Genomic DNA, 19,036 nt, shown 5'->3' with positions numbered 1-19,036 from the left:
TTCAGTTGAACGGGATCCAGGCCAGCTGGCCAAGCCGGTCGAGGTCGTTGACCATGACACCGGCGCCGGACACGGTCCACAGGTCCGCGCCGATCACCAGCGCGCGGCGCACCGATCCGTCCGGGTAGCCGTGCTGGTCCACCGGATGCGACACCATGCCGACCTCGGTGAACGCGTCGCCGGTCAGTCGCAACACAAGGGCGCCGGACCTCGGCGCGGCAGGCTTGTCCCGCCAGGTCGGCATGACCGGCACGACGACGAGGCCCTTCTCCGGCCAGTACAGGAACGCGTGCGGGTCGAACTCCACTTCGGACATTCCACCCGGGAGCTGGTGCTGCGCCAGCCGCTGCACGTTGGCCAGGTTGCCGGTGTCGAACAGGGAGATCTGGGTGCCGGTGCGCCGGCCCTGCTCGGTGGCCTCCTGCCCGACGCCGATCAGCCGGCCGTCCCCGGCGGGATGCAGGTACGCCGAGTACCCGGTGATCTTCAACTCCCCCACCACGCGCGGCCGAGCCGGGTCCGATAGGTCCACTGTGTACAGTGGATCGGTCTGCCGGAAGGTGACCAGGTAGCCGACCGGACCCATGAACCGGACCGAGTAGATCCGCTCCCCGACGCCGAGACCGCCGATCCGGCCCACGGTCGCCAGCTCCTCGCCCCTGCGGGCAAGGACGGTGACCACGCTTTCCGACTTGACCTGGTCGCTGCAGCACGTTCCCGGCTCGCCGACGGTCGTGGCGATCCGCAGGTGGCCGGCGTGCTCCGACAGCGAGTACTGGTTGAGCAGCGTGCCGTCGACGCCGCCGGACGCGACGTAGACCGGCTTGCCCGGCCCGGAGATGTCGAACTGGTACACCTCGGTCCGCTGCGCCGGGACCGGCACCGGGCTCCTCCGATTCGGCATGATGCCGAACCCGGTGACCGCGTGCGGGGTGTGGTCGTCGGCGACGTAGAGGCTGGTTCCGGTGCCGTACACCGTGTCCCCATCGGCCACGATGGACACCGGGTCGCCGACGCCGAGTTCGCGGGTCAGGTCGATGGTGAGCACGGTCAGCATCGACGTGCCGGTGTAGCTCTCCGGATGGCTCACCGCGGTGCAGTCGACGAGCTGACCCGACTCCCGCTTTCCGTTCCGCTGCAGCTCGTACCTCGGCAGCCAGTCCGATATGGACGACGTCTTGACGATCTCCAGGTTGCGGAACAGCGCCTCGGACTCGGACCGCGCCCCGTCCGGGTACACGAACTCCAGCCGCGGCCCGGAGCGCACCACCACCCTGGCCACCGGCCCGATCTGGCGGGCGTCCAGGTAGCTGCCCTCCACCCCCAGGGTGCCGATCACCTTGGCGGCGGCCAGATCCACCAGCACCAGCTGCGATCCGTAACCCGAATCGCCGGGCGGCACGGTCGGCTTCTCCCGGAACGTGCTGACGGCGGCGGTCATCACCAGCGCCCGGTCGCCGTGGATCAGCAGCTGGGTCGCCGGGCTGCCGCCGGGCAGGTCCAGCCGCCCGGTCACCGCGCGCGTGGCCACGTCGATGATCCGCAGCCGCCCGTCGGCGACCGTGACCACCCGCCGCCCGTCGGTCTTGACCAGGTCGGGCTCGTCGACGCCCCGCTCATGGGTGTTCGTGGTGGAATGGCTCGGCGCCTGCTGCGTCTGCGGACCGGCCTCGCCCGCCGCGGCCCCGGGCGCCGGCGCCGCGTTCCGCTCGCCCGCCCCGGCCGCCGCCTTGGGTGCACCGGCCGCCCCGGGCGCCATCGGCGGCGCCGCGTCCGCGTCCTCCGCGGAGTACAGGTGCTCCTCGCCCCACAGCCCGTAGGGCCCGACCAGCGGCAGGGTCCTGCCCCGCAGCTCGCGCAGCGCCGCGTCGCAACTGTCGTACGCCACCAGGCTGATGCCCTCGGCCCCCACCCGGTCCGTCGGCTCGGTCGGCGCCCCGTCACCGAACAACCGAGGTCCCGCCACCCCCACACCCAGCGCCGCCACCGCGACCACCGGCACCGCGATCCGCAGCCACCACGATCTATCCCGCTTCATGCGGCAAGGACGGTGCCACCCCGACCGCGCGTTGCACCGAGCACCCCGCATTTCTCGGCTGCCCCGGGACTACCGTCGCGGGCGTGACAACCCGGATCCTGGTCCCCTACCACCTCGACGAGCACCTTCCCACCCTCGACGTCCCGCTGCATCCGGATAGGACGGTGACCGCGCCCCTCCCGGAGGGCGACGCCTGGTCCCGCCTCGCCGCGCTGCAGGGCGCCGTCGCCGCCGCCGTCCGCGAATCCCCTCACCCCGTCGTCATCTCCGGCGACTGCGTCACCGCCCTCGGCACCGTGGCCGGCCTGCAACGCTCCGGCCTCGACCCGGCCATCGTGTGGCTCGACGCCCACGGCGACGTCCAGACCCTGGAGACCACCACGTCCGGGTACCTCGGCGGCCTCCCGCTGCGCATCCTCGCCGGCTACCGCCCCGACCTGATCGCCAACGCCCTCGGCCTGCGCCCCGTCCCCGAGCACCGCATCGTCCTGGTCGACGCCCGCGATCTCGACCCGCCAGAAGCCGACTACCTCGGCACGTCCGCCATCCGCCACGTCCCCCTCGCCGACGCCCCCCGCACCTTGCCGCCCGGCCCGCTCTACCTCCACGTCGACCTCGACATCGTCGACCCGCTCGAGCTTCCCGGCCTCCGCTACCCCGCCCCCGCCGGCCCCGGCATCACCGAGGTCACCGACACCATCCGCCAGATCCTCGCCACCGCCCAGGTCTGCGGTATCGGCCTGGCCTGCACCTGGCACCCCACCCATACCCCCGCCACCCGGCTCCGCACCCCCATCGCCACCGCCCTCACCCGGTGGAACGGATAGCTACCCGTCGGCCGCGAGTTGTTGCGCGGCAAGGAAGTGGGCGACGTTCATGGTCGCCGGGTAGAGGTCGCGGTAGTGGCGGTAGAAGGGTTCGTAGTGGGCGGTCCGGGCGGGGTCGGGGCGGACGGTGTGCGCGGTGGGGTTCCAGGCCTCATGGTCCACGTCGATGCCCACGGCGAGGGCGGCCAGGAGGGCGTCGCCGAGGCACGCGCCGATGGTCTCGGCCGGCACCTGTTGGGCAAGCCCGGTGACGTCGGACACGATCTGGGTCCACAGTCCGCCCTGGGTGCCGCCGCCGACGGCGACCAGTCGGGGGGGGGCGCCGCCGGCCGCGCGCATCACCTCGAGGTTGTGGCGCACCCCGTAGGCGATGCCTTCGAGTGCCGCTCGGTAGAGCTCGGCCCGGCCGTGGGCGAGGGTGAGACCGGCGATCATGCCGCGCGCGGACGGGTCGAAGATCGGGGTGCGCTCGCCGGCGAAGTAGGGCAGCACGAGCAGGCCGCGGCTGCCGGGCGGCACCTCGGCGGCCTCGGCGACCAGGGTGGCGAAGTCGGCGCCCACGAGGCGGCGGAGCCAGTCGGTGAGCGCGCCGGAGGTCGCCATGCCGGCGGCGAGGGTCCGGGTGCCGGGGAACACGCCGCTCGTGGTCCACAGCCCGGGATCCGGCCGACCCTGCGCCAGGACCTGGATCAGGAACATCGTGGTGCCGTACATGGCCATCACGTCGCCCGGCGCCCGCACGCCAACGCTGGCCGCCTCCGCCCAGGCGTCGACGGTGCCGGCGGTGACCGGAAGTCCTTGCGGCAGACCGGTTTCCCGGGCCGCCTCGGCGGTGACGGTGCCCACCACCTCGGTGGGCCAGGCAAGGGACGGCAGCCGGATCCCGGGCGCGACCCGCGCCGCCCAGTCGTCCGCCCAGCCCAGCGCGTTCTGGTCGTACATCGGGTCGCACTGGCTCGCCGAGTGGTGGTCGAGCACGTAGCGGCCGGTCAGCCGGTGCACCAGGTACGAGCTGGCCATCAGGAGCCGCTCGGTGCGCCGGTAGATCTCCGGTTCGTGCCGGGCGAGCCACCGGATCTTGGGCCCGATCGCCTGGCTGGACAGCGGGGTGCCGCCGCGGCGCAGGATCTCCCCGGCCCCGAGCTCCTCGGTCAGCTCCGCGATCTCGGCGGCCGCCCTGGTGTCCACTCCGTACAGAATGGCCGGGCGAAGCGGGCGCCCGGAGGCGTCGGCCGGCAGCAGGCACGGCCCGATCCCGCTCACGGCCAGTCCGGCAAGATCGTGACCGTCCACCGCGGACATCAGCTCGCCGGCCAGGGCCAGGAAGTCGGCCCACCACACCGACTCCGCGTCGTGCTCGAACCAGCCGGGATGTGGGCTGGACGTCTCATGTGGACGGCTCGCCCTTGCCAGCACCTTGCCGTGCTCGGACACCAGCACGCCCTTGGAGCTGGCCGTGCCGATGTCGATCCCGATGAGCACGCTCAAGACATCACCTCGCAAGCTCGGTGATGGGAGACCCCGTCGCCTCGCAAGCTCGGCGACGGGGCAGTGTCGGCTGGTTCGCTCTGCAAGCTCCGCTCACCGGGCGAACTCGTCCAGCGTGACGTCCAGCAGCTCGCACACCGCGCGCAGCTCGGGGCGCCGGTCTCCGGGCACCGCGTGGATGTGGTTGGCGCCGAACCGGGACAGGAACACCTCGGCCGGCGCGTCCAGCCGGGCGAACGCGTGCGGCCATTCCGGAGTGGACATCTTCATCAGGGCCTCGGTGGTGGCGTCGTCGTAGTTCTCGAACTCGCCAAGCATCAGCTGCAACCGGTACCGGCCGTCGTGCCGGGTGAGCCGGGCCAACGTCATCCGCCCCGGGGCGGCGACATGATGCACGGACGCCCCGCCGGCGGGGAAGAAGAACACCTCCGGGTACAGGTGCACCCGCGCCAGGTTCTCCGCCGGGTCGTCGCTGCGGGCGGCGAACCAGGTGGCGTGCTGCCCGGAGTTGCACAGATCCCAGATGTCCCGGTCGCCGTGGTAGTGCCGGACGTCGGCGAACAGCACCGGCGTGCCGGAGATGTGCTTGAGCAGCTGCATGGTCAGCGCGCCGTCCATGTCCGCCTCGGTGGCGCACACGTGCGGCTCCTTGGGACCGTTCCAGTCGTACGGGTCGTTGAGGAACGCCTCGGCGATGTCCATCGTGGCGAAGTACTGGGTGAGCTCCGGCTGGCCCTTGATGCCGGTGAAGTCCAGGTTCCACTCGTCGATCAGCTCACGCATCGCCAGGTACGAGCCGACCTGACGCTCAAGCAGCTCGGGCGTGAGCTTGGCGCCGTCGTAGTGCACGGTGGTGTGCCGCTCCAGCCACTGCCGGGCCGCGGCCTTCTCGGCGGGGTCGGCCGCCTCGGTCCGCCGGACGATCTCCCACTGGTCGATCTCCTCGACGTCGATGCCGAACTGGCGCTGCCACTGGTCGGTGTTGGCCACCGCCGTGTTCATGCCCATCGGCCGGCCGCCGATCCGGCCGAACGTCTGCCCGCGCAGCGCCGCGACCGCGGCGGCCGCCGATGCCCGCACCCCGATGGCCGCGATCAGCCCGGTGTCGTCGGGGTCACCCCACAGCCGGGTGTGCGCCCTGCCGACCTGGTCCAGCGCCCCGCCGGCGGCCAGCATGCCGACCATGCCCGGCTGCACCGGGTCGATGTTGGCCAGCAGCAGCAACGGGCCGGTGAGCTGGCCGGCGGCGAGCATGGTGAAGTGCGGGAACGCCCAGACGCAGTAGTGCAGCACGGTCAGGTCGACCCCGGCCGCCTCGACCCGGCGGGCGAGCGAGGTGGCCAGCGTGTTGGTCGACACCGGCTCGGGCGCCCGGATCACCTCATGGCCCGCCGCCTCCAGCCGGGCGACCAGCTTGTCCTCGTTGGCCCGGATGAAGTCGGCGATGCCCCGGTGCACGTAGTCCCGGCCGTCCGAAATGTTGATCACGCCGATGCGGGCCACGATCCCTCCCATGCCGATCGCTCGCGAACGTCGAGTAATCGTTTACTCTGAAGCTATTCTGCACCCCGCAGAGTGTCAATAGGCGAGAGCGAGGCGTCCGTGGCGACCATCAACGACGTTGCCGCCCGCGCCGGCGTGTCCACCGCGACCGTGTCCCGGGCGCTCAACGGGAAGTCCACAGTGGACCCTGCGCTGGTGGCCCGGGTGCTGGACGCGGCGCGGGAGCTCGGATACCAGCCCAACGGTCCGGCACGCAACCTGCGCCGGCAGGAGACCGCGGTGCTCGCCCTGATCATCTCGGACGTCGAGAACCCGTTCTTCACCGCGATCGCCCGCGGCGTGGAGGACATCGCCCAGGGCGTCGGCTACTCGGTCGTGCTGTGCAACTCCGACGAGAACGCCGACAAGGAGCGCCGCTACCTCGACGTGGCGATCCAGGAGCGGGTCGCCGGCGTGATCGTCTCCCCCACCACCGCGATCAACATCGACCGGCTGCTCGCCCGCGGCACCCCGGTGGTCGCCGTCGACCGGCCGCTGCCCGACCGCACCAGCGACATGGTGCTCGTGGACACCCGCCTCGCCGCACGGGAGGCCACCGAGCACCTGATCGACCAGGGCTACCGCAACATCGGCTGCATCACCGGCCCCGCCGGCGTGCGCACCGCCGACGACCGCCTCGCCGGCTACCGCGACGCGCTGCGCGCCGCCCGCCGCCGCGGCTCGCCGCGACTGGTCCGCCGCACCGAGTTCAAGGCCGCCGGCGCCCACAAGGCCGCCCGCGACCTGCTCGCCCACCCGGACCCCCCGGACGCGCTCCTGGTCGCCAACAGCGCCATGGCCATCGGCGTCCTGGCCGCCCTCCGCGAGTACGGCCGCCGCCCGGGCGCCGACGTCGGCGTGATCGCCTTCGACGACGTCCCGTGGGCCGAGCTGGTCGACCCCCCGCTGTCGGTCGTCGCCCAACCCGCCTACGAGATCGGCACCGTGGCCGCCCAACTCCTCCTGGCCCGCATCGCCGACAACGACCGCCCCCCGACCACCACCACCCTCGGCGCCCGCCTCATCGCCCGCGGCAGCTCCCACCACCAGTAGATCCGACGGCAGCCCGTTCATGGGTCTCATGGACTTTTCCGGCGAGGCGACGCTGCAGGTACAGGTGGCGGAACTGGTAGGTGGCACCGTTCTGGCGCAGGACACCGCGTCGGCTGTGGGCGTCGGACAGGAACGCCATCAGCGGCCATGGGGCGCGTCCGGTCAGCGCCAACCGGCACAGGGCCAGGAAGTAGTTGGGCCACGCTGAGCGGCCCGCCGCAACTAGAGTCCCGGCGGCCACGCCATAACCGAGCGCAACCAAGCAGGTCAGCGCATCGAACCCATGACCCTGACCCTCGGAAGCAGCAAATGCGAACAGGGTGGCCACCACCAACGCGATTGCCGTGCTGAGAACGGCGAACGTGTTGCGGTCCCTGGTCAGCACCCGGCCGGGAGCGTGCACGGTCGTGATCTCCGGCCGGACATCGATCCCGTAGACGAGCCAGACGGCTCCGGCGACGAGAACGCCGGCCGTCACGCCCCCCTCGATGTCGCCGTAGAACCAGACGGTGATCCCGGCCAGACTCCCCATAAGTACAGCGAGACTCAGGCCCCCGATCGTCCACTTCGGACTTTGAGCCGGGCCTGACGCCGTGGTGAGCCGGCGCGCCACCTCGACCGCCAACGCCACGGCGAAGCCGGTCGCCAGCCCGTAACTCGGCGAGTTCAGAACCACGGAGAACAGTCCATAGCCGACCCCAGCCACCGCCGCACCGACCAAGGCAGGTGCGCCGGCGCTTCTGGCGAACCGAGCCAGGCTGATGGTTGATGCATAGATCAACCCATAGGACAAGGCTTCGGCGAGTCGCGATCTCGGATCGAGGGAAGCGCCGTACAGTATCCCCTCGGTCAGCCAGCCAACAGCGAAGATCGCCAGTCCGGCCAGGGCTCCGGCGACCAGCGGCCAGACGAGCGTGCCGCGACGCGGAACCGACCGACTGGTCACCACGGCTACCGCACCGACAGTCAACCCGGCGGTCAGACCTGATCGCAGCGTGCCAACCAGAAGCGCGGCGAGGAACCGGGAAATCGTCCCGTCGCTGGCGTCGAAGGCATACCTGAACCCATCGGCAAGACCGAATGCCAGCCCGGCGAGGGTTCCCACCAGGAGCGGACGCGAGGTCATGCCGCCTCCCGGACCGAACCGACCGGCGGTGAGCGCAACGACCAGCCAGGTCGTCACGCCCATCAGCAGTCCGGCGGCCAGTCCATATCGCAGGCCGTTCACCAGGAAGCTCGTGAGCCCGCCGCTGATGCCGTCCGCCAGTCCAGTCACAGTGGTGATCAGCAGTCCACCAATGACTCCTGTGACGCGTGAGCCGGGGATCCGGCCGGCGGCGGTGACGGCGGCGGTCAGCCGGGTGACCAGACCGACCAACAGGCCGGCCTTCACCGCGTCGGTCAGCACTGCCAGTGCGTAGTCGGTGAATCCCGACCAGTCGCCGGTCCCGATCAAGATGATCAGGGCCCCGGACAGCAGGTAGGCCACCCAGACCGCGGCCCCGGCCCAGAAACCCGCCCTGAGGCCGGTTGGTGCGTTGTCCCTGAGTCGGTGCGTGAATCCGGCCGCGAGCCCGGTCACCAAGGCGATGTTGAGGGGAGACTGGCCGGCGAGCCCCAGGTCTGAGCCGAGACCGACGGTGAACCCCGCGGCGATTCCCACGATCAGCGCCGCGATCAGGGCGATCTTGAGGCGTCCGGTAAGCCAGAAGACGATGCCGTATGCCAGCGCGGTGGTGACGCCGACGTGCGGCCCGGCGACGATCGCCAAATTCGCGGACAGGCGGTGCAGGAGAGCGGCGGCCAAGCCGGCAACCACTGCGACCAGGCATCCGATAGCCAGCACGTGCGCTGCGGTCGGTCGGATCGGGTTGCGGCGGATGTGCAGGCGCCACCAGGCCAGGTCGGGAGTGCCGTGGTGGTCGTGCTCCAGATGATGGGCAAGGTTCCCGAGCCACTTCCGGGCTCGGTCCGGGTTCCACCGGGCGGCGTGGCTGGGATGCGGGCGGTAGGCGGCGGGGATGAAGCCATCGAACAGGTGTTGTTCGACGGCGGCAGGTGAGGTCCGCGTGAGCAGCTCGCTCGGGTGCGGTAGGGACGTGACGGCTTCTCCGGCTCGTGGGTTGTAGATCGTGCGGGCGAGGGTGGCCATCAGTGGCGTTACGAGGGCTTGTTGTGCCGCGCTCGGTTCGGATCCGGTGAGCGCGGTTGCGACGTCGTCCCAGCGTTCCTCGCCGGCTGGGCCGCCAGCGCTGGTTCGCAGGTAGGACACCACGTCGTGGGCGGTCAGAGGGCACAGCTGGATTCCGGTTGCGCCGGTAAGGGTGACTTCGATTCCTGATGGCGGGCGGACGGCTTCGCGGTAAGCGTCGATGCGGCTGCTGACGATCAGTCGTTGGCCGGGCCGGATTGCCTGGTTGATTCCGGCGATGGCGGAGCCGCGGACGGGCGCGGGGATTTCGTCGAGGCCGTCCAGGATCATCGTGATCAATCCGCGGTCAAGCATGGCCCGTGCCAGGGTGCCCTCGGTGGACCGGCGGCCCAAAGCGGGATAGTCCAGGGCGAGGCGGTCGGCGAGCCAGCCATAGAGATCTTGGCTGGTGGGGTCCCATGAGGCGACGGACACCAGGATCGGGACCGGGGTGCCGGGCTGTCTTCGCCCAACCGCAAGGAGATCGAGGACGAGGCGAACGAGGAGCATGGTCTTGCCGGTTCCGGGCTCGCCGAGCACGACGAGGCGGCCGGTGGGGACGCTCTCCCACACCGCGGCCAAGTCGCCGTCCGCACCGGCCAGGTCGATCATTGACCGTGCCCACGCGTGCGGTGGCGGCCAGCCTGCGCCATGTTTGGCCAGCCGCTCCACGTCGGCCCAGTCCGCGAACAACTCCGGATTGGCGTGTCGCCACCGGACCGGTAACGGATACGGGTCGTTGAGCTCCCGGTGAGCGGCCTCATCCTGCCATTGTTTGCGGACTACGGCGGCGAGGTCCTCGGCAATCGCGTGCAGATTCTCACCCTGAGACCGCGCCTTACCGCGCACGGTGTCAACGACCACGACCACTGCAAGCAACGCGACCACCGTCCACGCCATCAGTTGACCCCATGTGGTCGTAATCTGAATGGTGTTGGTGGCCACGTTGCCGGCGAGGGCCAGTGCAATCGCGACGACGGCGGCCGTAACCGGTGCGGGTCGCCGCCGCATGCCGAACCTCCAGGGAACCTTGGCGGGAGGAATTCTCCCATATGGCCAAGAATCGAGTGTCCTGGGTCTGAAATTCACGCCCTAAGGCGCACTCACGTCGCGGCGACCAGTCACCGTGGTTCGACTCATGATCGCTGTTCGGCACGAAGTGCCAGTGACGATGCTGCCCGCGGCGGAACCAGCCCTTGCCGGGCCGGGGTTGCAGGTTCGGCGGCCCGAACTCATCGACACACCCCACCCGCCCATCGGCCGGTGGTGTCGTAGAGCTGCAGGATGCGGGTCATTTCGCCGCGAAGTCCGGGTCGGCGCTGGCCTTCCAGGTGTTCGTACGCTAGTTCGCGGCCCGGGTGAGAACTCGGTATTGGGCGGCTGACCAGGGTGGGGAGCCGGGACTGGGGACGATGCGGATGGCGAGGGTGGACTTGCCCGCGGTGAGCGCGGCCGGGAGCTCGAAGGTGTCCTCCAACCATCGGGAATGGGGGTTGGCCAGGGGTTGGAGCCATTCGCCGACAAGAGTGTCACCGAGGTACACGTCGGCGCGCTGGTAGCCGGTGCTTTGGTCGCTCATGCGGAGCAGGCGGACGCCGGCGTTGTCCCGGCGGGTGGTGAGGGTGAACTCGATGGGTCCGGTGGCCGAGGCGACGCCGTGGCTGACCGGAAGCCGATCGTTGCGGCCTTCGAAGGTGGACTGGAGCGCGGCGCGGGTCTCGCCGGTGGCGCGGTAGTCGTGGGCGGCGCGGCTGGCGTCGTCGGACACGTCGAGCAGGTCGGTTTCGGTCAACAGCACAGCCGGGGTGCCGTACCAGTATGCGGTCGAGCTGTAGAAGGCGGGGGCGTCGTTGGCGGGGCCGTGCTCGATGTCGAAGCGGAGGGCGGACGAGAACGACACGGCGTCGCCGAGCATCAACCGGTACGCGCCGGTGCAGTCGTAGCGGCAGCCGTCGCCGTCGAGCTCGTAGGCGGGGTTGCCGGCGAGGGGCATGGTGTAGGTGGTGCCGTCGCGGAAGTACCAGCCGGACTCGTAGAAGTCCTCGGTGCCGGTGCCGTGCAGGGTGGGGGTGCGGGCGCCGTCCACATAGACGCGCTCGTCACCCTCGAGGTAGTTGCGGCGGTTGCCGGACGGGATGTCGCCGCGCATGGTGTGCGTGACGCCGTAGAACACGCCCTGACCGGTCGCCTCGAGGAACGTCCAATCGCGACCGTCCACCGTGTGCGCCATGGGTTGGTGGGTGGCGTGGAAGTAGCCGAGCGCGCCGGCGCGCAGGGCCGCGCCGACGCTGGGGTCGGCGGCGAAGGTGGCCTCGATCGAGACGTCGCCGATCGGCACCCCGCTGTCGTTGACAAGGGCGACGGTGGCGGACTCGGCGAACGGCATCGGCCACCACGAGGTGTACCAGCCGTCCGGCGCGGTGTCCATTGCGGACATCAGGGTGCGGGTGTCGTACTCGCCGAGGCCCGAGCCGCCGAAGAACTCGCCGATCGGTGCGTCGACGGTGGTCTGCCCGTCGAACGTGATGCGCAGCCGCGCGCCGGCGAGCACGGCATCGGAACGGGTCAGCTCGGCGGCGTCCACCGGGTAGCGGAAGACCCGGTATCCCTGCCAGTTCTGGGCGGTGATGGCGTAGTCGTGGGCGCGCTCGTCACCGGGGTGACCGGGACCGACGTCCACGACATCGGTGCGCAGCCAGTCACCGTTGACCCTGCTGTGCACGTCGTAGCGAAACTCGTTGACGTCCAAAGAGGACGAGATGAACTCGTTGCGCACGGACAACCGCGACTTCCCCGCGGCCAGCGCGGCGGGCACCTCGATGGTTTGGTTCGCCCACCCGCCAATGGGTTGCGCCGCGCCGGAGTCCCAGGTGCCGACCTGCTGCCCGTCCACGATCAGCCGGGCCCGCTGCTGGCCGATGTGCGGGTCCAGCCGGCGGCTGATCCGCACGCCCTGGTTGCGGGGATCGACGGCGATCCGGAAGGTGCTCGAGCCGCCGGCGCCGAACGCCCGCCCGTCGTCGCCGACCCGGGGGCTGGCCACCACCGACGGGATGCGGACCCGCACCTGGTTGATCCAGCCCGAGCCCGCCAGCGCGACCGACCAGCTGCCCGCCGCCCGCGCATCCTCCACAGTGGACACAGCGGGCCCGGCGGGCGACTTGGGATCGCGCAACCCGTACGCGCGCAACCGGTCGACGACGTCCTGCGCCGGGTCGCGAGGGTCGAACGTCGACACCCCGTCGGCGTCGGCGAACTCCCGGTAGGTAACGTGGTAGAAGAGCGGGTTGGCCGCCGTGGTGACGCGCATCGACTCGCGGTACGGCATCGGCACCTTGATCACCGCGCCGCCCGCGGTGTCGTCGCCGTTGCCGACCAGCGGCCACACGAACGGCGCCCCGAGCCGGCCGTCCACCACGTCCTGCAGCGGGGCGTCGAGCACCGTGATCCCGTCGAGCTCGACCTTGATCCGGCCGGTGCGCACCATCGAGCCGAAGTCGCGGGTGAACCACATCGAGTCGATCTGCCCGGGACCGGACCGCTCGGCGATCACGCACCCATCGCCGCTCTGCCGCAGGCACGAGTAGGTGCCGTCGAAGCCGTCGTTGTTGCCGCCCGTGCGGTCGAAGCTGGAGAACTGCCGGGTCTGCGCGCCCGGCCGCATGGCCGCCATCCGGTCCCACCGGCGGTAGACGTCCCAGCCGACCGGCCCCTTGTCGACGACTGCCATCGCCCCCTTCGGCTGTGCGGCCGCCGCCGCACCCGCTGGCGCCGCGGCGAACCCGAAGACGACCAACACCATACTGACTGCGGATCCGAGCAGGGAGCGGACACGCATCACGACCCTCCTCTTCAGCTATGAGCCATTGGCCTTGGCGTAGACCTCCGCCGCGTTCTCCTTGGTGATCAGCTGGGTCTGCAGGGTCTGGGTCTTGGGCACCTGCTGGCAGTCGACGAGGATCTTCTTGGCGGTCTCCACGGCCTCCTTGCCTGCGGTCGGGTAGACGAACGTGGCCGACAGCCGGCCCTGCTCGACGGCCTTGATGCCGCCGGACGGGATGGGCAGGGCGTCGATCCCGATGAACTTCATCGACTGGTCCCTGCCGGCCGACTTCGCCGCCAGGTAGGCGCCCTCGGCCATCGGGTCGTTGTGCGAGTAGAGCACCTGGATGTCCGGGTGCGCCTTGAACATCGCGTCGGCCTGCGCCTGGCCCTTCTCCCGCAACCAGTCGCCGTCCGCACTGGCGATGATCTCGATGTTCTTGCCGGCGATCGCCTCGCGGAACCCGTCGCCGCGCTCCTTGGCCGGGGTGGAGCCGGCCAGCCCGCGGATCTCGCCGACCTTGCCGCCGTTGGGCAGCAGCTTCTCGGCGACGTACCTGCCGGCCGCCCGCCCGATCTCGACGTTGTCCGCCCCGATCCAGGTGGTGTACGCGTCACCGTCCACCTTGCGGTCCAGCACGACCACCGGGATGCCCCGGTCGTATGCCTTGCACCACGGCGGTGAGCGGGGTCGCCTCGTTCGGGCTGATGATCAGCAGGTCGACCTGCTTGGTGATGAACGACTCCACATCGGACACCTGGCGCGAGTTGTCCTGCTGCGCGTCGGCGAACTCGACGGTGAACTGCGGGACGCTCGCGGCCGCGGTGCGGATGTCGTCGTCCATCCGTTCCCGGTACGGCTCGGCCCGGTTGGCCTGGCTCATCCCGATGGTGTACTTGGCGTCCGGCCCCTTGCACTTGCTGCTCGCCCCGTTGTTCTGTTGCGCCTGGCCGGAGTTCTCACTCGTCGTTCCACACGCGACGGTCCCGGTGAGCACGGCGCACGCGGCGAGCACGGCCGCGGTGCGGCTACGTAGCATGTCCAATCCCTTCCTCTCGAGCGCTCAGGCCCCCGGTCGTAGCTGCTGCAGGCCGGCGACGACGATGATGACCAGACCCGTGATGATCAACTGAATGTTGGAGTCCACGCCGTGCAGGCGCAGGATGTTGGTGAGCACGCCGATCAGCAGCGCCCCGGCGACGGTGCCGACCACCGAGCCGCGCCCGCCGGACAGGCTCGTCCCGCCGATCACGACGGCGGCGATGGCGTCCAGCTCGTAGCCGAACCCGTCGTTCGGGCTGCCCTGGTTGAGCTGCCCGGCGTGGATGATCCCGGCAAGGGCGGCGAGCAGCCCGCAGATCGCGAACACGGCGATCTTGACCCGGGTGACCGGAACCCCGGACAGCCGCGCCGCCTTCTCGTTGCCGCCGATGGCGTACACGTGCCGGGAGAAGGCACTGGTGCGCAGGAAGACGACGGCGAGCGCGGCGACCACGATGAAGATGAGCGCGGGGATCGGCACGAGGCCATTGAACGTGCGCTCGCCGAGCAGCGAGAACGCCACCGGCGCCTCGCCCGGCCCGTCCCCGTAGGCGATCGCCACGCCCTGCCCACCGGACCAGATCCTGGCCAGCCCGCGGGCGATCTGCATCCCGGCCAGGGTGACGATGAACGACTGGATGCCGAACATGGCCGACGCCACGCCCTGCAGCAGGCCGAAGCCCAGCCCGGCGAGCAGCACGATGACGACCGTGGGCAGCACGCCGAAGTCGTTGTCCACCATCAGCACCGCGGAGCCGACCGCGGTGAGGCCGAGGACCGCGCCGACGGACAGGTCGATGCCGCCGATCAGGATCACGAACGTCATGCCGACCGCGATGATCCCGATCTCCGACACCGCGCGGACCACGTTGAACAGGTTCTCGCTGCTGAGGAACACCAGCTCGCCGTTGCGCCGCGGGGAGAACGCCACGGCCGCGACGAACACGGCGACGAGCCCGAACAGGCTCTGGAACCGGAAGATCGCCGACACCAGCTCGACGCGCCGCCGCGGTGGCGCCAGTTCGGTGGTCACGACGCCTCCACGGCCAGCACCGCCTCGGACTCGCCCATCGCCGCGGCGAGCAGGTCGGCCTCGGTGACCGCGCGGGTGTCCAGCTCGCGCACGCTGCGCCCGCCGCTGAGCACCACCACCCGGTCGCACACGCCGATCAGCTCGGCCAGCTCCGAGGAGGCGAGCAGGATCCCCATGCCCTGCTCGGTCGCCCTGCCGAGCAGGGCGTAGATCTCCGCCTTGGCGCCGACGTCCACGCCCCGGGTCGGGTCGTCCAGCAGCAGCAGCTCCGGCTCGGTGAGCAGCATCCGGCCGAACACGACCTTCTGCTGGTTGCCGCCGGACAGCGTGCCGACCGGGTCGTGCACCGAGCCGAGCTTCACCTTCAGCTCGTCGACGATCCGCCGCACCGCGGAGACCTCCCGCCGCCGCGGCACCTGCCCGGCCAGCGCAATCCGGTCCACAATGGACAGCACGGTGTTAGCCAGCACCGAGTGCCCGATGGCCAGGCCGGAGATCCGCCGGTCCTCCGGCACGAACGCGATACCCATGCGCAGCGCCTGGCGCGGCCGGCGTGGGCGCACCGGCCGGCCGCGGAACCGCACCTCGCCCAGCCGGCGGCCGCGGGGCCCGGCGCCGAACAGCGTCTCGAGCAGCTCCGTGCGGCCCGAACCCAGAAGTCCCGCCACCCCGACGACTTCGCCGCGGCGCACGGTGAGCGTGATCCCGGCCGGCTCCCGGCGGCCCGGCCGCTCCCGCCTGGGCAGCACCGCCAGGTCGCTGACGGCCAGCAGCTCCTCCCCCGGCTCGGTGCCGCGGGCCCGAAACATCGCCTGCACCGGCCGCCCAACCATCGCCTCGGCCGCCCGTGCCGCGGTCAGCTCCCTGGCGTCGAACTCGGCGACCACCGCGCCGTTGCGCAGCACCGTCGCCCGGTCGGCGATCCGGCCGATCTCCTCCATCCGGTGGGAGATGTAGACGATTCCCGAGCCGGCCCGGCGCAGCTCGGAGATCACGAGAAACATCCGCTCCACCTCGACCGGCGACAGCGCGGACGTCGGCTCGTCCATGATCAGCACGGTGGCGTCCAGCGAGAGCGCCTTGGCGATTGTGACCAGCTGCTGCTCGCCGGTGCGCAGCTCGGCGACCGGCCGCCGCGGATCGAGCGCGATGCCGCACCGGGCCAGCAGCCGCCGGGTCTCGGCGGTCATCCGGCGGCGATCGACGGTGCGCAGCCGGGTCCGCGGCTCGCGGCCGAGGAAGATGTTCTCCGCGACGGACAGGTCGGGCACCAGATCCAGCTCCTGGTGGATCATGGCGATGCCGGCCCGCTGCGCGTCGACCGGAGCGGTGAACCGGGCCGGCGAACCGTTGACCCGGACCGTGCCGCGGTAGTCGGTGACGTCGCCGGACAGCACGCGCATGAGGGTGGACTTGCCGGCGCCGTTCTCGCCGAGCAGCGCGTGCACCTCGCCGGCGCGGACGGTGAAGTCCACGTCCCGGCAGGCCCGGACCCCGCCGTAGGACTTGCTGACGCCGATCATCTCGACCAGCGCGGTGACCCCGTCGTCCATGCCATCCCTCGGTCGCCCTGGCAACGGCTGAGTAATCGATTTCTCAGACGCTAGGGCCAGCCGCTCGCAGGTGTCAAGGTCTGCCAACCGGGTGACCTGGTACGAAATCTCTTGACATAGCCTCGTGCCGATCAACGGACCTCAGGGGACCGTGACGGCGCCCAGCCACAATCCGCCGGATATCCGCACCGTTCGCTGGGACGCAACCACCGCATGAAATCCCGGAGAGGCGGAACTGTGTGGCCGGGCATCACGGTGCTCGCGCTCGTGCTGCTGTGGGGCGCATACACCCTCGTCGACGGCGTGTCCGCGGTCATGATCGGTGCGGCCGACCGCACCGCGCCGGCCGGGGACCGGTGGCTGTACGTGCTGCTGGGCGTGCTGGGCATCCTCGCCGGTGTCGTCACGTTCGTGTGGCCCGGGATTACCACGATGGTGTTGCTGCTGGTGATCGCGGTGTGGGCGCTGATCGCCGGTGTCCTGCAGATCGCGACGGCCGTCCGGCTCCGCAAGGTGATCAGCAACGAGTGGTTCCTCGCCCTGTCCGGCGCCGTCTGCGTGGTGCTCGGGCTGCTGCTCGTTGTGCAGCCGACCGAGGGCGCCATCGGGCTGGTGATCGCGATCGCCACGTTCGCCGTCGTGTGGGGCCTGACCCTGATCCTGTTCGGGCTGCGGGTCCGCCGCGTGGGGCGCACGAATGCGCACGGCCGGGCTACCATGGGTGTGTGACCGCCTCGCTGAAGACCGTTCTGGCCAAGGCCGGGCTCCGGGTCGATCCCGACGAGTTCCTGACGCTGGTCGAGGACGCCGCCAGGCAACTGTCCCCCGCCGACCCCGACCCGGCCGACTACTTCAACCCCGAGCAGCAGGAGGCGTTGACGGCCGTCGGCCTCGACCTCTCCCCGCGGCGCCGCAGCGACGGCGACCACCGGGCGCGGGCGGTCGCCGCCCAGGCGGTGCTGAGGGACTCCGCGGTCACCGTGGCCGAGGCCGCCGAGACGATCGGCGTCGATCCCAGCCGGATCCGCCATCGGCTGCTCGCCCGCCGGCTGTCCGGCTGGAAGGAACGCGGCGGCTGGCGCCTGCCCGCCTGGCAGTTCACCAGCACCGGTGTGCTTCCCGGGCTCGAGGCCGTGCTCGAGGCCGTGCCGGACGACCAGCCCCCGCTCGTGGTCGCGGCGTTCATGACCACTTCCCAGTCCGACCTGCGCATCGACGGTGAGCCGGTCAGCCCCCGGGCGTGGCTGCTGGCCAGCGGCGATCCCGAGCCGGTGGCCAAGCTGGCCTCCACCCTTGGCACGCCCGCCTGACCTCATCGCCAAGGAATCCCGTCCATGGCCCGGCTCCCCCAGCCGCCCGCGCCTGCCCAGCTGCGCACATTGCTGCGCACCGCCGAGGACATCGTGGCCGTGCACACCGAGACCCGGCTGGTCCGCATCTTTGCCGCGGGCGGCCGGCACCGGCAGCGCTGGAACACCTTCCGCCGGACCGGCCCGCTGCCGCACGCCCGGTTCGACCCGCACCCGCTCGACCCGGACGGCGGCCCCACCACCACCCGGGAGCACGGGTCCATCTACTTCGGACTGTCGGTGCGCACCAGCATCGCCGAGGTGTTCCAGACGACGTCCATAGTGGACAGATCCACCCGCCGCCCGCACCTGGTCGTCCTTCGCCCGCGCCGCGGCCTGTGCCTGCTCGACCTGACCGGCCTGTGGCCGACCCGTGCCGGCGCCTCCCAGGAGATCAGCAGCGGCGCCAAGACCATGACCCAGGCCTGGGCCAGGGCCATCCGCTCCGCCCACCCCGAGCTGGACGGCCTGTGGTACCGCTCCTCGATGGACTCCGGCGCTCCCGCCGTCTGCCTGTGGGACCCGCCCGCGTCCAGCGCGCTGCCGGCCGCCCCCGACGTGCTGCTGCCGCTCGACTACCCCGGCCTTGACCTGCCGCTGGCCCGGATCTGCGACGAGCTCAACTACACGCTCCTGTAGCCGCAAAGGTAGGGACAACCCCACCTCGAATCCGGGGGAATCCCTGGTGTCCGCACAGGTCAGCCGGCCATAACGTAAGTCACGTCACACAACACCCCCGAGGGCCCACCACCGGAAGAACCTCCACCACCGCACTGGAACAAATGATTCCGTTCTGATACTGTGGGAACAGAACGATCCGATCCGTCCGAGCAGGAAGGTCGACCGACGATGAGCACCTCCACCGCCACCCGGAACGTCCCCGGCCGGCCCTCCGCCCGGCCCCGCGTCTGGCTTGTCGCCGGCATCGGCTCGACCCCCGACCCCGCCGACCGGCCCACCGTCCGGGACAACCGGATGCGCACCTGGCAACCCGGACCCGACGGCCGCTACCACTCCACCGACGGCTGGCACCACGCCACCTGGACCGAGCTGCACACCCGATTCGACCTCGTCGAGGTCCTCACCGCCGCATAGGGG

Annotated in this window: 13 protein-coding genes and 1 pseudogene; 6 read left to right on the top strand and 8 right to left on the bottom strand. The window is 70.9% G+C overall.

From position 1 onward, the window contains the following. Position 1 precedes the first annotated feature (1 nt). The gene (locus VGX25_RS08240) at positions 2-2,038 is read right to left on the bottom strand and encodes a beta-propeller domain-containing protein (RefSeq protein WP_326917022.1); all 2,037 of its coding nucleotides are present in this window, start codon (positions 2,036-2,038) and stop codon (positions 2-4) included. An 83-nt stretch (positions 2,039-2,121) separates the two neighbouring features. On the opposite strand from VGX25_RS08240, the gene VGX25_RS08235 reads away from it, so the two are divergent. Beyond that, the gene (locus VGX25_RS08235; RefSeq protein WP_326917021.1) at positions 2,122-2,865 is read left to right on the top strand and encodes an arginase family protein; all 744 of its coding nucleotides are present in this window, start codon (positions 2,122-2,124) and stop codon (positions 2,863-2,865) included. Here the strand turns inward: VGX25_RS08235 and VGX25_RS08230 are convergent, their stop codons facing one another. Beyond that, a complete protein-coding gene (locus VGX25_RS08230) occupies positions 2,866-4,353 on the bottom strand; it encodes an FGGY-family carbohydrate kinase (RefSeq protein ID WP_326917020.1) in 1,488 nt (495 codons plus the stop codon). Positions 4,354-4,446: 93 nt separating this feature from the next. Continuing rightward, entirely contained in the window at positions 4,447-5,856 is a 1,410-nt protein-coding gene (locus VGX25_RS08225; RefSeq protein WP_326917019.1) for an L-fucose/L-arabinose isomerase family protein, read from the bottom strand. 99 nt (positions 5,857-5,955) lie between these two features. Between VGX25_RS08225 and VGX25_RS08220 the strand changes: the two genes are divergently transcribed. Further along, the gene (locus tag VGX25_RS08220; protein WP_326917018.1) at positions 5,956-6,948 is read left to right on the top strand and encodes a LacI family DNA-binding transcriptional regulator; all 993 of its coding nucleotides are present in this window, start codon (positions 5,956-5,958) and stop codon (positions 6,946-6,948) included. On the opposite strand, the gene VGX25_RS08215 is transcribed toward VGX25_RS08220, so the two are convergent. From VGX25_RS08215 to VGX25_RS08195, 5 genes and pseudogenes are all read right to left on the bottom strand, one after another. Beyond that, a complete protein-coding gene (locus VGX25_RS08215) occupies positions 6,917-10,150 on the bottom strand; it encodes an NACHT domain-containing protein (protein WP_326917017.1) in 3,234 nt (1,077 codons plus the stop codon). The two genes, VGX25_RS08220 and VGX25_RS08215, sit on opposite strands and share 32 nt — an antisense overlap. Positions 10,151-10,481: 331 nt before the next feature. Beyond that, complete coding sequence (locus VGX25_RS08210; RefSeq protein ID WP_326917016.1) at positions 10,482-12,977, bottom strand: glycoside hydrolase family 172 protein; 2,496 nt, start codon at positions 12,975-12,977, stop codon at positions 10,482-10,484. A gap of 18 nt (positions 12,978-12,995) precedes the next feature. Further along, positions 12,996-13,806, bottom strand: a pseudogene (locus VGX25_RS08205) (substrate-binding domain-containing protein). Between the two features lie 219 nt (positions 13,807-14,025). Continuing rightward, on the bottom strand, positions 14,026-15,036 hold the full coding sequence (locus tag VGX25_RS08200; RefSeq protein WP_326917015.1) for an ABC transporter permease: 1,011 nt from the start codon (positions 15,034-15,036) through the stop codon (positions 14,026-14,028). After that, entirely contained in the window at positions 15,033-16,589 is a 1,557-nt protein-coding gene (locus VGX25_RS08195) for a sugar ABC transporter ATP-binding protein (RefSeq protein ID WP_326917014.1), read from the bottom strand. Before VGX25_RS08195 ends, VGX25_RS08200 begins: the two co-directional genes overlap by 4 nt. Positions 16,590-16,826: 237 nt before the next feature. On the opposite strand from VGX25_RS08195, the gene VGX25_RS08190 reads away from it, so the two are divergent. The 4 genes from VGX25_RS08190 to VGX25_RS08175 all read left to right on the top strand — a co-directional run bounded on the left by VGX25_RS08190 (position 16,827) and on the right by VGX25_RS08175 (position 19,033). Beyond that, on the top strand, positions 16,827-17,318 hold the full coding sequence (locus tag VGX25_RS08190) for an HdeD family acid-resistance protein (protein WP_326917013.1): 492 nt from the start codon (positions 16,827-16,829) through the stop codon (positions 17,316-17,318). Beyond that, complete coding sequence (locus VGX25_RS08185; protein WP_326917012.1) at positions 17,315-17,899, top strand: DNA-binding protein; 585 nt, start codon at positions 17,315-17,317, stop codon at positions 17,897-17,899. Before VGX25_RS08190 ends, VGX25_RS08185 begins: the two co-directional genes overlap by 4 nt. A 24-nt stretch (positions 17,900-17,923) precedes the next feature. Next, the gene (locus VGX25_RS08180) at positions 17,924-18,577 is read left to right on the top strand and encodes an RES family NAD+ phosphorylase (RefSeq protein ID WP_326917011.1); all 654 of its coding nucleotides are present in this window, start codon (positions 17,924-17,926) and stop codon (positions 18,575-18,577) included. A 210-nt stretch (positions 18,578-18,787) separates the two neighbouring features. Continuing rightward, entirely contained in the window at positions 18,788-19,033 is a 246-nt protein-coding gene (locus VGX25_RS08175; RefSeq protein WP_326917010.1) for a hypothetical protein, read from the top strand. Positions 19,034-19,036: the final 3 nt, after the last annotated feature.

The organism is Actinophytocola sp., from assembly GCF_035942955.1.
Lineage (GTDB): Bacteria > Actinomycetota > Actinomycetes > Mycobacteriales > Pseudonocardiaceae > DASYTH01.
This window is presented reverse-complemented; position numbering and strand designations above follow the sequence as displayed.

What these genes read in the sequence shown, in the direction of transcription:
- VGX25_RS08175 (WP_326917010.1), top strand. Translation starts at nt 18,788, where the DNA reads ATGAGCACCTCCACCGCCACCCGGAACGTCCCCGGCCGGCCCTCCGCC.
- VGX25_RS08210 (WP_326917016.1), bottom strand. Translation starts at nt 12,977, where the DNA reads ATGCGTGTCCGCTCCCTGCTCGGATCCGCAGTCAGTATGGTGTTGGTC.
- VGX25_RS08240 (WP_326917022.1), bottom strand. Translation starts at nt 2,038, where the DNA reads ATGAAGCGGGATAGATCGTGGTGGCTGCGGATCGCGGTGCCGGTGGTC.
- VGX25_RS08180 (WP_326917011.1), top strand. Translation starts at nt 17,924, where the DNA reads ATGGCCCGGCTCCCCCAGCCGCCCGCGCCTGCCCAGCTGCGCACATTG.
- VGX25_RS08215 (WP_326917017.1), bottom strand. Translation starts at nt 10,150, where the DNA reads ATGCGGCGGCGACCCGCACCGGTTACGGCCGCCGTCGTCGCGATTGCA.
- VGX25_RS08195 (WP_326917014.1), bottom strand. Translation starts at nt 16,589, where the DNA reads ATGGACGACGGGGTCACCGCGCTGGTCGAGATGATCGGCGTCAGCAAG.